Raw genomic sequence first — 13,025 nt, 5'->3', positions numbered from 1 at the left:
GCCGGGTGATTTGGTGCAGTCTGCGGGTGAAGTGTTGTGGCTGTCCTCACTCTTTCATGAAAATCAAATTCTCTTTATGCTGCACTGCTCCAACAATATTTCCGGCTTATATCCTACAGTGTTAAAGTCCGCTTTAACAGAAACCGCTCCGGGTGCTGGGGAAGTTGATATCACAACCCATCTTTTATTTTCTCCAATTAAGATAAGTCCGCATTCAGCAATTATGTCATCTTCTTCATTTATTAGAATATCAAGCGATGAAATATCTATCGGCTCAATAGCCACATATGTAATTAACTCTTTATTACTTTCAACTGGCTTCAAGTCCATTCTTAAATACCCATATTCTTTCCATCCTGTAGAACTCGCAACATCTGATGAAAAACTGAGAGTTTTATCAAAACCTTCAAAATAAAGGTTAAATATCCAAGCACAAGATAAGTTCTGTGATGTTGGGACACCATACCCAATCACTCTATTGTTCAAAAGAATGTGTTTTATAATGTTCAGTGAAACATCACCAGTACTAAACTTTAAGTATTTCATTGTTTATTCTGCTCTTTTGATGGGTAATGCAATGTCTCATGAGGTTTGTCGCCATTAGCAGGAATGTCAATACTTGAGCCACTTCTTCTATTTTCTGGCCTTCCAAAGATTTCATTTTCACCGATCTGACTGCCTGGAGGTGCCGAATCTCCTGGCCCAGCAGGACGAGTCCCACCAGAGGGCTGCAGGCTTGTCGCCCTCTTACTAATAGATAGGTCCCTGTAGACTCCACACAGCAAAAGTGTTGTGGGTGTCCTGACTTTTGCTTGCTTACTCTCCTTCGAGTCTGATTATTTGCTAACCGTGAAACGTGTGTGAAGTAACTTGTAAAAATATCTTAATGGATGATACGAACACAATAACAATAGAAGCACTGTGGGTATCATGACCCTTCTCATTAATGGCAAAAACACCTTCTATTTCAAACAGTAACGATTCAACCCAACCACAGCGAGGGTCATAATTCTTGCTCTAACAAGCATCTTGGCCATACAAAAAGGCTCGCCGTACTAAGCGTGATAATAAGTGTTGTGGGTGTCCTGACTTTTTTGCTAAATGCTTAAACAAAGCATCGTAGGAAGATAACTACGGCACCATTAAGGTTTTTTGTCCATTTTTTTTATCGGAAATAATTTGGTAACAACCCGGCTAATGATTGGATCATACACATACTTTGGCCATATCCATGTCAATGAGATAGTTAAAAGTATGGTGATTGTGTTTATAAATGTAGGCTTTATTTCTAATGAGAAAAAGTCATTTTCAAAGAAACTTTTCTCTGTAATTGAATGTGGGTTAAGGATAATTAGTATGACTGCAATTGTAATTAAAAGCTTAAGGAGGTTGCTTGCTTTATTTTGTTTCGATATTTGAGTTTTGTTATAGTTTTCGATTTCTACCTGTTTGGATTCTTTTATTTCTAATAGTGACTTTTCGACATGACGTATCTTATCTTCTTGCTCTGAAGATTTTTTTTCCAAACATTCATTAATGTTAATCATTTTATTTAATTCAAGCTTTAGATTTTCTATCTCTGATTTTTTAGAATGGATTTCATTTTCTTTTTTTTCTATTTCCTGCTCTTTTTTAAGATATTCCCTTCTATTTTTACTTTCAATTTTATCTATCATATTGCTTGATTTTATTCTTTCTTGCTGTATAGCTTCATCTTCAATTTCGCTAATTGCCCTGTCAAATACTTCATGAATGTTTTGTTCATTTATATTGTCTGGATTTCCAGATGTTACATCCATTAGGCTAAATATTGCTCTATCATTATTTATGATGCTTTCATATATTTGAGCCTGGTTTTCTGGAATGTTTTTCAAAAAAACTTTAACTTTTTCGAATAGATCTCTATGGTCTTCCACCACTTTCCTGCAATTACTTATAAGAGTCTCTCTTGAAAGATCATCTGTTTTACCTCCAGTCATAATCCATAAAAGTTTAGCCATGCTTCGATCGTCAATTATTGGAGAAAAATATGGCAGTGTCACTATTGATTCTTGAACTAGATAGTCATTTGTGGCTCGCAACATTTTTTTATTTTTAGTTAGAAAAACAGACTTGTAATCATATATAGATTTGTAATCTTTTAATCCATTATTACAGAGAATAAAAGAGATAGTTTTAGCATCTCTGGTTCTTGCTGTATCATTTCTGTATTCACCCAATCGGAAGTATATTTTCCCCTCTACAGATTGAGATTTTTGTGACGTCATACTTTCGTGTGCAGATTTGTAAATTCGGTTAAGATTAAAGCCGTAGTTTAAGATTGATTGCTCGGTATTTGTAATTAAAGATGATACGAATGCAATTTTAGTAGGGTTTTTAAATAAGAATTTATCTACATTTGTTTTTCTGGGGCCTTTGTTTCTATAATTGGTATATGAAGCTGAAACAGTTTCCTTTACCTCGTCAATATAGTAATCAGTTGTGCTAACAATACACCCAATTCTATTTAGCTCTTCTATTAGTTTTCTTGAACAATCAACAGAGTACTCATCATTGAACCCTAAGATATCCAATATGATATTTGCATCTATATAAACAATTTTTCCTGAGATTTTATCCTGCTCAAATTTGGGATTTTGTAAATTTAATACTACTTCGGAAAATACAGCTCCTGAATATGCATCCATTAACACTTCAGACAATGAACTGCTTACCTTAGTAATCCGGTAAACAAATCTAGCAAAAGCATAGTCAAGAATAGATTTTATATCCTCACCATCTTGTGCTACTTCTTGAATGCTACCAATGTCATTTATCCTTGCAAGTCTGTGTGAAAACTCCGAGGGGAAGTCAATATTTTTCACATCCTTTTTAATTAGTTTACTTGCAAATAATTCAAAAGCTGAAAATAGTTTTGCTATGTTTTCTTTGAGATCAGTATTTTTTGAGATTTTAATGTTCTTGTAATTGTAATACATTAAACCCTGGGAGTCTTTTATTAAATGTCCGGATTCGAGTAACTTAGAGCCAAACTCTTCCGCTACATAAGGATGAATATCTAGGCCGTAAAATTCTTTAACATATTTTGAGAATGTTGTTGGTTCAAATTGTTGTCCATCTCTTTTCTCTATAATTGGAGAAAAAAGCGGTATTATTCCTTTGAATATGTCACCAGTTTTACAAAATTCTTCGTGAACGAATGCGTAGTGGAATAGACTGTTAGATTTCATTATTACCCCAATTTTATATTATGTTTTTCTTACGCTGCTCTATGTTGATTATCTTTAATTAATAGCTTTAGCGATCTAATACGCTTTTGAATTTTCCATATAAACTGAACATAATAGCCATTCCTGCTCTGAGAGGCTTAGATTGTTGGTGAAAGTTGCATTGAGAACCATGGTTGTTTACGGGCGTCCGGTAGATGCCTATTTTGCGCAGTCAATCAGAGGCGAGAAACAGAGTGAGGACACCCACAACTCTCATTTCGCTTAATGTTTGAAAATAGGTGCTAACTTGTTGGCTATCTTGTGAGCGACTATATATCCGCCAATAACCATCCCGACAGTGTAGAAGCCTTCCTCACTGATACTAATTGGACCAATGTTGTTATAACTACTGTGATCTTTATCCAAAACCATTAGCTTTGAACTTCTTGTAAAAAGCCAAGTAAAAAATGCAAAGTAAATATACCAATACTTTTTAATTAAGTTTGTGATAAAATACATCAGCCGCAAGGTTAATAAAAAGATGATTTTAAATATATAACTGATTAGTTTAGGAATGTTGTTTAATTCAAACTCCCCCGATTGCCTTACCTACATCTTTTACTTTCATTAGTGCTTTACCTGACGTTATTGGGTGAATATGGTACAAAGAGTGAGGCCTCCATCACCTTCGCTTTATCTATCTACCATTTCTCTTTGCGCGTTTTATGTCTCTAACCAAAACCATTGTTTTATTTGGTTTTCGTATTTCGAATAGATCAATTGCTGCAAATAGGTCTACAAGCTTTTTAAAACCGTAGTTTCTTTGGTCGAAAGAACTGTGGTTTGAAATATGTGAGCCGATTGCGCCAAGTCGTGACCAACCATCATCTTCTTCGGTTGCCTCAATTGCTTGTCGTAATAGGTGAATTAGCTTCGTGTCACTTTTGAGGCTGCATTTGGGGGATGAGTTCGCTTTTGTTGTATTCGCAGTTTTAATCTCTTTCTCTGTGGCTTGTTCAGCGACTTTCTCTATAGACACTTCTACTTCGGTTTCGACTTCGGGTTCTGCATCTAGGTAGAGGAAGCGGGAGCAGCTGTTAACGAATGCGTTGGGGGCTTTACGCTCACCAAAGCCGAATACGGTTTTACCATCTGAGAGCACTCTGGTGACCAAAGGGGTGAAGTCGCAGTCAGAGGAGATGAGACAAATGATATCTATGTCCTTGGTATAGAGTATGTCCATTGCATCTATCACCAGTGCAATGTCGGTAGCGTTCTTGCCTTTGGTTAGGTCGAACTGCTGAATCGGTTGAATGGCGTATTCGTGCAGAATATCTTCCCATTGCTTCAGCCCCGGGCTTTTCCAGTTACCATAGGCTTTGCGTATGCTTACCACACCATGTTTGGCCAGTTCTGCCAAAATGACATCGAACTTTCGGGCAGGAGCATTATCGGCATCAATAAATACGGCGATTTTTTCTCTTTCTTTCATGTTGTTAGTACTTGGTTTTATTAAGTGTTGGTTAACTCTGGCTCTTGATTGCTGAGAAATAAAAACCGCATACCGAACCTATAATCGCCCCTGCAAATGCAAGTATTTCAGAGAAGTATTTGTTCTCAAATAGAGCCGATACGCCGATGATACCTAATAGGATTATTACTAGAGAAATCGCCAATAGGGGGGCTATTCGCTTGTTCATTCTTTCCGTTAACGGTTCTGCTTTTCCTATGCCACCGCATGAACCACAAAGCAGTCCATGTTGATTTCGTCTGCGCCAGAATGGTAGTTCATTCTTCTTGGCACAGACTTCACACGAGGTGTTATCTTTTCCACTACTGCAGGTTCCTGTACCAGAGCAGTGCTTGCAGTCGTATAGGTTGACTTTGACGTCTTGCATCTAGATTCATTCCTTTGAAAATACAGCGCTAAGATTGATTTTTTGGTTAGGGTTCAGCTATTCCGAGGTCGGGAGCGAGCCCATTGCGCCGAGATACTACTGAGGTGGGTGGAATAAGCTTGGCAACTGGCGTCCACTGAAATGCGCCGTTATTACCCGTAATTTGACGCTACCGCCCCTGATTTTGGCTATCAGACAGCAGTTTCTGTCATGTTGAATATTCTTTTAAAACAACGTTTAAGCTAACAACTTGTTGCCGGTGAAACCTTAGTCTGGGTCACAAATTGCGCTGCGGTTAAAGTGGCTTGGGTCAGGGAGGAATATGAGGTGAGGTGTTGAAAGCTTATCCTTGCCTTTTGCCTGCTCCGGGTGAGAGCGGCAGCCATCCCTGATTATTGTTCGCACTTTAGCTAGCGCTTAAGTATTGCTTTTCGTTGGTTTTTTGTTAAAAGCTTAGCCAATCCTACAATATTGCCGCGGTGAAAAACAAGCTTTACCGCATGGGGTTTTGTTGTGCGGTTTGGCTGAAGTAACTTGTTTGAGTGACTTGTTTTAGTTGCCTGCTTGAGTTGCCCGTTTAATTTGCTCGCTTGAGTTAGCGGCTTCAGTGAATGGTTTTGCTGGCCTGTTAACGGGCAAAAAGTGGCTGGCGGGGAAGCGGCGATGATTTTTAGGGAAAAGTGAACGGTTTTAACCGGATTTTGAGGATGTTGCAGCAGTTGCTGCCGGGTTGAGATGTTAGTATCGGTGGCTTGAATCTGTTCTGTTGCTGCGGCGGTTTTTTATGGCTGTTGCTGTATAGGGCTTTGGAAATAGTAGAGAAAGTTATCGGGATTGTGTAGTGAAAGGAAAAGTCGTTTCGTATGTCTCATCTAAAAAATTTGGCTTTATCAATGGGGATGATGGTGAAAGCTATTTTCTGCATGTTTCGGCCCTGGTGAACAGGAGTGATGAGGCTAAGCTGGTCAAGAATGTGCTGGTCGAGTTTGACCCTACGCCAACTCCCAAGGGATTGTCTGCCAAGCAGATCCGTATTCCTGAGGTCTATATAAGAGAGCGACTGCTGAATTTCTTCACCTCCAAGGGTAGCAATCCCAAGCATGGTGACGCCGCGTTGCGCTTGCCTATTTCGACCCGTTTTTTCAAAGACCCGGCCAAGGGGCGCCAGTATATAGAAGAACTGGCTAAGCAGTGTGGCTGCAATGCCGTGCTCGGGCTTGAGTTTGAAAAGAAGACCTTCTCCGAAGGCAACTATCGCTTTACCGGCCATGCTTTCAAGGGGGAGTTGGCCCTGGTCACTGAAAAGCAGCCCTGTGACACCAAAGAGATGGCCCTAGCTGCCGAGCGGCAGTTGCAGCAAAGAATACAGGCGGCTGAGCAGGCCTTTGGGCCGATACAAGAGGCTGAGCTTAAGGCAAGGCAGAGCCAGCTTTCCGGTTGCCTCGGCAGCGCCGTTGCTGTGCTTGCTGTGGTGGCAATCCTGCCAGCGGCGATTATCGCCGGTATCGCCGGTCTGTTCCCGCAGTAACAGGCATGGTGATTTCAGCTTGAATGGATGAAAAAGTGTACTTAACTACACTTTGCGTCGTTCTTATGGCCCCATTAACTCCATATGCATCGGGTGCTTGGATTAAGGCCTGCAGAAAGGAAGCGGCATTCACTCAGTAAGTGGTGGCAATGTTTTGTGGTGTCACCAACAAAACCTTGATCCGGGTAGAGATGGCTGAAGATGTCCATATCTCTACTGTCTTCAAGATACTCAATGGTTTGGGGTTCGTTTGCTGGCGCAGCCCAAGCCTGATGTTGATTTGACCGGGTGTTACTGGATATGGGTGGTACTGGATATGGGGGGTATAAGTGGAACCGCAAACCTTGTCTTGGATATGCATCTTGGTGACCGAATCATAGGTGAGTTGTTATTCGATGCCGCCACCGAGAGTTTTGCCGTCAGTTATCGCCGGTATATTTCCTTGCTGAGGCAGGCTGTTGTTTCAGCGCTTATCTGTCTCTTGGCCGAGCGACAGATAAGCGGCCAAACCAAGCTCCTTGCGTAGCCCTTAGCTTTACCTGCCTGGGCGGTCTGTCGGCGGCTTAACTTAAGGTCGGCAAGTGTCAGAATTGCCATCTGAACTGCACATCCGGGACTTGCAGATACCTGAGCTCGTTCACCAGCTTGTCTTTTTCATTCAGCAGCTGTTTTTTCTTCTCCAGGGTGCTGGCCTTGTCTGTCATGGACACCAGCTTCTGATCCAGATCGCGGATTTGATAATCTATCTGACGCAGGCGGCTGCGGATCTCATCGGCACGTTTGTTGAGCTGGTATTGGTGGTAGCCGGCATTGTACTGTTCGACAAAGGCGTTGCTGGAACAGACACCGGCATAGCCTTCACCTGCCAGGCCGACTCGGTAGCCATTTTCCGGCTGACAGTAGTTTTGCAGCCCCTGTAGATAGCCATTGCGCCACTCGCCATGATCAACCCGAATGCCGAACTCGGCACAATCTTCGGCATAATTATTGATCCTGCTGGCATGAGCGCCATTGTTGCCATCCTGAAGTCCGAGGGAAAACCAATCTGAGTTTTGGCATTGGTTGAGGTCGAGTGAACTGCATTGGGTCAGCATGAGCGCGCTCAGTGCCAATAAGATATTTTGGTATTTCATTCTGTAAATGACTGCTTATTAGTTGAATAAGCCTAATCCGTGGCGAGGAGTCGGTATAATACAGCGATTAGCTCCAAACCTGATACGTATTAATACAAATTTACAATTTAGCCTGGAAAGGGCCCAACATGTTCGCCGGATTGACCCAAGTATCAAACTCGGCCTCTGTTACCAGTCCTGACTCCAACGCAGCTTGCCTCAGACTAATGCCTCTTTGGTGGGCGTCCTTGGCGATTTGGGCCGCCTTGGCATAGCCTATGTGAGGATTGAGGCTGGTGACCAGCATCAAGGAGCGCTGCAGCTGCTTGGCTATCATCTCGCGGTTGGGTTCCAGCCCCGAAGCGCAGCGCTCATCAAAGCTCAGACAGGCATCACCCAGCAATTCGGCGCTTTGCAGCAGATTGGCGGCAATGAGCGGCCGAAAGACATTGAGCTGAAACTGGCCGTTGCTGGCACCTATGCTGACGGCGAGATCGTTGCCCATCACCTGAGCCGCTACCATGGTCAGCGCCTCGCACTGAGTCGGGTTAACCTTGCCGGGCATTATGCTGGAGCCGGGTTCGTTGGCAGGCAACTGCAGTTCCCCTATGCCGCAACGGGGGCCGCTGGCGAGCATGCGAACATCATTGCCTATCTTCATCAGGCTGACCGCCAGGCGCTTGAAGGCGCCGCTGAGCTCGACCATGGCATCGCTGGCACTCAGTGCCTCGAACTTGTTGGCCGCGCTGACAAACTGCTCACCACTGAATGACGATATCAGTTCGGCAGCGCGCTCGGCATAACCTGCGGGAGAATTGAGCCCAGTCCCCACGGCTGTGCCGCCAAGAGCCAATTCACGGCAGTTTGCCAACGCCTGCTCTATGGCGCCTATGCCTTTATCCAACTGAGTCACCCAGGCACTGATCTCCTGTCCCAGTGTCAGTGGGGTGGCATCCATAAAGTGGGTGCGACCGGTCTTGGTAATATCGGCGAACTGTTGTGACTTGCGTTTAAGGGTATCGCGCAGTGCACCTATGGCCGGCAGTGTGTGTCTGCAGGTCTTGAGCACTACAGCGATATGCATGGCGCTGGGGAAGGTATCATTGCTGCTCTGGCTGCGATTGACATCATCGTTCGGGCTCAGGCTGATGGCCTTATTTGCCAGAGCCATGCCTCGATTGGCTATCACCTCATTGAGGTTCATATTGGTTTGGGTGCCGCTGCCGGTCTGCCAAATGACCAGTGGAAAGTGCTGCTCCAGTTGGCCCGCCAAGATTTCATCGCAAACTCTGGCGATGAGCGCCGCCTTGTCCTTGGGCAGTTGCCCAAGCTCGGCATTGGTCTGGGCTGCGGCTTTTTTCAACAGGGCGAAGGCGTGGATGATGGCCTTTGGCATACTCGCTTGCGGGCCTATGGGGAAGTTTTCCAGACTGCGCTGGGTCTGGGCGCCCCAGTATTTGTCTGCCTCTACCTTGACCTCGCCCAGGGTGTCGTGCTCAATCCGATATTGCATTGCCGCCTCCTGTCGTCTGTTGCCGTCCTCAGCATAGCATGGCCTTTGGGTCTCTCCTGAAATAATCCGCCGGGTTTCCCGGTCTGGATTGGGCGGCCTGTTTCAGGCCTGGATTATGATTTTTACAAAAGGAGTAAGCATGAGAGTATCGGTTTGGTCTGCGTTATTGCTCTTGGGGACTCAGTTGGGTGCTTTGGGCTCCAGTTCGGTAATGGCGGCTCAGGCAAATGATTTTATTCAAGTATTTGAAGCGCTTTCCGGTAAACATCCGGGAGAACGTAAGGGGCATGCCAAGGGAATCTGTACCATTGGCAGTTTCCGGCCTAGTGCAGGGGAGCCCTGGCTCAAGGAGTTACCTCTGTTTGCCACAGAGCAGGCTCTGCCCGCTCAGGTGCGTTTTTCCATGGCGGGCGGCGATCCTTTTGTGGCCGATACCAGTCGCAGCCCAAGGGGGATAGGCGTGCGCATCGAACTGCCAGACGGGCAGGTGCATCAGTTGGCCGGGTTGACCACGCCTGTGTTTCCGGGGAAAGATCCCGACAGTTTTCTTGGCTTGCTGCGCGCGTCACTGGCGCAGCGTGAGGGGGAAACCGGCGCGGTTGCACGCTATCTGCAGCAACATCCGGATGCCGCCCGTCAGGGGCAGTGGCTAAAGCAGCACAATCCACCGGCGGCCTATACCTCGGTCAACTACTTTGGCATTCACAGCTTTATCTTTGGTAATGAAGACCAGCAAAAGCGCTTTGGTCGCTGGGAGCTTTGGCCTGTGGACGGAGAGCAGTCTCTGACGGATGCCGAGCTGGCACAATTGCCAGATGATTTTCTGGTGGACAGGTTGATGCAGAGGCTGAAAACAGGGCCGGCTCACTTTGAGCTTAAGCTGACCCTGGCCGAGGAGGGAGATCCCTTGCTGGACCCTTCACAGCAGTGGCCGGAGGACCGACCCAGGGTCACTCTCGGGCGCCTGACCATAGACTCGGTTGCGGCTTCGGCCTGTGACAAGCTGAATTTTGATCCCAATGTGCTCAGTAAAGGGATTGCCGCCAGTGATGACCCTGTGCTGCGGCTGAGATCCGCGGCTTATGCCATCTCTTTTGGCAAGCGTCTAAGCGGCCAGTAACGGCAATAAAATGACAGGAACGAACCTTAAAAATGTAGCGCTTTATAGTTGTTATATGTACATTTTTTATCGTTGGGGGCGATAACAGTGTGTCAGGTTCGCTCCTGTCGAAACTTTAACGGATTAGGGTAAACTCCTGGCTCAACTGACGAATGCGCCGCTGCAGTTGCAGCAGTTCTCCCATCAGCCGGGATTGCCTGGGCCTGCTTGTTGTTTCATTCTGTGCCAGCCATTGATAAACCTGTTTGGTGGAGATTCCATGCTGACGGGCAACGTCAAACATAAGCCTGCCGTTTTGGGTCACTTCCTTAATGGCTTGCTGTCGCAGCTTCTGCTCGTTAATTTCCATACTGCCTCCCTGATGGTTCAAGAATGGTTTTTCAGAGCTGTGATTCCAGCTCTGCTATTCCACATCCCATTGGCTGTAGCCCAAGTGCTTGAGGCAATGCCAGAGTGATTGCCAACTGCTGCGCATTTTCATCAGTGTTTTCATAATGACTCCTGAACAGTGGAATACTGCTTTATAGGTATGTAAGAAACATGCCAGTTTTTAATCTTCTTTTAATATGTTGATATAAAAGAAAATTGATTCATTTCATTATCGGATGTATCTGCCTGGCGCCACCCAATAGAGTGCAGTCTGCTCTATTTTGGGACTTCATTTGATGTCAGCGCCGTGACACTTGGCTGACAATCCTGGTTAGGAAATGTCGGATTTGACTGAATCTATGCTGAACGCCGTGCGGATTTGCCGCCTCTATGGCCTCCGGGGGGATTGTCTGCTTGAGGCGCTGCTATATACTTTGGCGCCAGGTAGGTTCCGCTTAGCTTGGAACAAGCAGACGAAGGAAAAATAACATGAAAAAGCGCGCTTTTCTGACAGCCCCTCTGTTGCTGGCAATGCTGGCAACTGGCTGTACCACTGTGAATCCTTATACCAATGAGCAACAGACTGCCAAGGCGACCAACGGAGCATTGATAGGTGCCGTAGCCGGCGCGGCCATAGGTGTGGCCTCCTCCAGCAAGAGCGACAGGGGCAAGGGTGCCCTGATCGGGGCAGCATCCGGCGCTGCCGTAGGCGGTGGTATCGGCTATTACATGGATGTGCAGGAAACCAAACTGCGTCAGCAACTGGCGTCTACCGGTGTCAGTGTGACCCGGGTGGGCGATACCATAGTGCTCAACATGCCCAATGAAGTGACTTTCCAGGTCGATAAGACAGATCTCAGTAGCGGCGCCATGCGGGTATTGGACAGCGTAGTGCTGGTGGCCAAGGAATATGACAAGACTCAACTGAATGTAGTGGGTTATACCGACAGCAGTGGCTCTGAGTCCTACAACCTGAGATTGTCACAGGTTCGCGCCAGTGAGGTTGGTAATTACTTGATCCGTAAAGGTGTATCCGGACAGCGAGTATTGACCCAAGGCCGAGGTGAGGCCAGCCCAATCGCCTCAAATGCCAGCCCTCAGGGGCGGGCACAGAACCGTCGGGTAGAGATTATTCTTAGTCCACTTGGCTAAGATTTTAAGCTTAAGGGTCGCTGCGGCGGCCCTTTTTATTGGGTCAAATTGTCCCTTTCTCCGGTTTTTTCTGTCAGATGGCGTGATCTTGAGGGGAGTTTATGACAAGTTCTGTCGTGGTGCGTTGATTTGTGACGCGCTTTGGTTGAGTTTAGCGGCATCTGTATCTTATACACCGGAGAAAAATAAATGAAAAAGAGCGTCTGCTTACTCGCACTGTTACTGCCCGCCTTCTCGCAGGCGGCGGATTTGGAATTCAGGGCCGCAGGAAGTTTGAAGACAGCCATGACGGATGTTATCGCCAGTTATCAGGCCGATGGCGGCGTTAAGGTTAATGCTCAGTTTGCTCCTTCAGGCCTGCTCAGAGGCCGAATTGAAGAGGGCGAGAAGGTCGACCTGTTTGCGTCGGCCAATATGAAGCATCCACAGAAACTGATGCAGGAAGGCAAGGGTGCGCCTGTGGTGATGTTTGCCCGTAACCGCCTGTGCGCCTTGGCGCAAGATAATGTCCCTCTGACGACAGAAAATATGCTGGATACTTTGCTGGATAGCAAGATCAAGCTGGGCACCTCCACTCCCAAGGCTGACCCTGCCGGAGACTATGCTTTCAAGGTGTTTGACCGCGCCGAAGCTATCAAGCCGGGTAGCCAGGCCAAATTGGCGGCCAAGGCACTGCAATTGACCGGTGGCGCCGATAGTGCCAAACCCCCTAAAGGCAAGAACCCCTATGGCTGGGTGATGGTCAATAAACAGGCGGATGTATTTTTAACCTACTGCACCAACGCTGTTTTGGCCAAGAAAGAAGTGCCTGCTCTAAAGATAGTGGCGTTGCCCGAGTCGCTGGCAGTGGGTGCCAACTATGGCATGCTGGTGCTGGATAAGGCCGACCCTGCCGCTTGGCCGCTGGCCATGTATATTCTGTCTCCCAAGGGGCAATCCATTCTGGCCTCTTATGGTTTTGAAGCGCCGCTTAAACCTTAGTCGCTATAACTGAGATATTTGGAGAGTGTGCTTCAGTTCCCCGGAACTGAAGCACACTCTCTTTATGGGTATATAGCTACTTTTTGAGCAAATCAGCTTGCACAGGCAATTATTATCCTTCTAAAGTAAGGCATTATATCCTT

12 protein-coding genes and 1 pseudogene are annotated in these 13,025 nt (G+C 46.2%); 6 read left to right on the top strand and 7 right to left on the bottom strand.

Translation table 11 applies throughout. The annotated features are described in order from the left end of the window. Positions 1-63 precede the first annotated feature (63 nt). The 4 genes from RC73_RS04390 to RC73_RS04370 all read right to left on the bottom strand — a co-directional run bounded on the left by RC73_RS04390 (position 64) and on the right by RC73_RS04370 (position 5,107). Positions 64-546, bottom strand: coding sequence for a hypothetical protein (locus tag RC73_RS04390; protein WP_039033504.1), 483 nt, complete (start codon positions 544-546; stop codon positions 64-66). Between the two features lie 596 nt (positions 547-1,142). Continuing rightward, the gene (locus RC73_RS04380; RefSeq protein WP_039033502.1) at positions 1,143-3,230 is read right to left on the bottom strand and encodes a hypothetical protein; all 2,088 of its coding nucleotides are present in this window, start codon (positions 3,228-3,230) and stop codon (positions 1,143-1,145) included. Between the two features lie 676 nt (positions 3,231-3,906). Beyond that, positions 3,907-4,701: an NYN domain-containing protein gene (locus RC73_RS04375; RefSeq protein WP_039033501.1), complete on the bottom strand. Its 795-nt coding sequence runs from the start codon at positions 4,699-4,701 to the stop codon at positions 3,907-3,909. A gap of 31 nt (positions 4,702-4,732) precedes the next feature. After that, the gene (locus RC73_RS04370; protein ID WP_039033500.1) at positions 4,733-5,107 is read right to left on the bottom strand and encodes a molecular chaperone DnaJ; all 375 of its coding nucleotides are present in this window, start codon (positions 5,105-5,107) and stop codon (positions 4,733-4,735) included. A gap of 841 nt (positions 5,108-5,948) precedes the next feature. Between RC73_RS04370 and RC73_RS04365 the strand changes: the two genes are divergently transcribed. From RC73_RS04365 to RC73_RS04360, 3 genes and pseudogenes are all read left to right on the top strand, one after another. Then, positions 5,949-6,635, top strand: a complete 687-nt coding sequence (locus tag RC73_RS04365; protein WP_039033499.1) for a cold-shock protein — start codon at positions 5,949-5,951, stop codon at positions 6,633-6,635. Between the two features lie 65 nt (positions 6,636-6,700). After that, positions 6,701-6,880 (top strand): annotated as a pseudogene (locus RC73_RS20025) (helix-turn-helix domain-containing protein); the annotation flags it as partial. A gap of 104 nt (positions 6,881-6,984) precedes the next feature. Beyond that, the gene (locus tag RC73_RS04360) at positions 6,985-7,161 is read left to right on the top strand and encodes a hypothetical protein (protein WP_160289557.1); all 177 of its coding nucleotides are present in this window, start codon (positions 6,985-6,987) and stop codon (positions 7,159-7,161) included. A gap of 58 nt (positions 7,162-7,219) precedes the next feature. Here RC73_RS04360 and RC73_RS04355 read toward each other — a convergent pair whose 3' ends face one another. Beyond that, a complete protein-coding gene (locus RC73_RS04355; RefSeq protein WP_039033497.1) occupies positions 7,220-7,768 on the bottom strand; it encodes a DUF2799 domain-containing protein in 549 nt (182 codons plus the stop codon). 100 nt (positions 7,769-7,868) lie between these two features. Beyond that, positions 7,869-9,260, bottom strand: coding sequence for a class II fumarate hydratase (gene fumC, locus RC73_RS04350; RefSeq protein WP_039033496.1), 1,392 nt, complete (start codon positions 9,258-9,260; stop codon positions 7,869-7,871). Positions 9,261-9,399: 139 nt separating this feature from the next. Between fumC and RC73_RS04345 the strand changes: the two genes are divergently transcribed. Next, the gene (locus RC73_RS04345) at positions 9,400-10,380 is read left to right on the top strand and encodes a catalase family peroxidase (RefSeq protein ID WP_039033495.1); all 981 of its coding nucleotides are present in this window, start codon (positions 9,400-9,402) and stop codon (positions 10,378-10,380) included. 115 nt (positions 10,381-10,495) lie between these two features. On the opposite strand, the gene RC73_RS04340 is transcribed toward RC73_RS04345, so the two are convergent. Further along, positions 10,496-10,729 (bottom strand): transposase, encoded by a 234-nt coding sequence (locus tag RC73_RS04340; RefSeq protein WP_039033494.1) that lies wholly within the window; start codon positions 10,727-10,729, stop codon positions 10,496-10,498. Between the two features lie 509 nt (positions 10,730-11,238). Here RC73_RS04340 and RC73_RS04335 point away from each other — a divergent pair. Then, positions 11,239-11,901: an OmpA family protein gene (locus tag RC73_RS04335; protein ID WP_039033493.1), complete on the top strand. Its 663-nt coding sequence runs from the start codon at positions 11,239-11,241 to the stop codon at positions 11,899-11,901. 189 nt (positions 11,902-12,090) lie between these two features. Then, positions 12,091-12,882: a molybdate ABC transporter substrate-binding protein gene (locus RC73_RS04330; RefSeq protein WP_039033492.1), complete on the top strand. Its 792-nt coding sequence runs from the start codon at positions 12,091-12,093 to the stop codon at positions 12,880-12,882. Positions 12,883-13,025 lie beyond the last annotated feature (143 nt).

This window comes from Shewanella sp. ECSMB14102 (genome assembly GCF_000813075.1).
Classification (GTDB): Bacteria; Pseudomonadota; Gammaproteobacteria; order Enterobacterales; family Shewanellaceae; genus Shewanella; species Shewanella indica.
The sequence above is the reverse complement of the archived record's forward strand: the minus strand, read 5'-3'. Positions and strand labels throughout refer to the sequence as shown.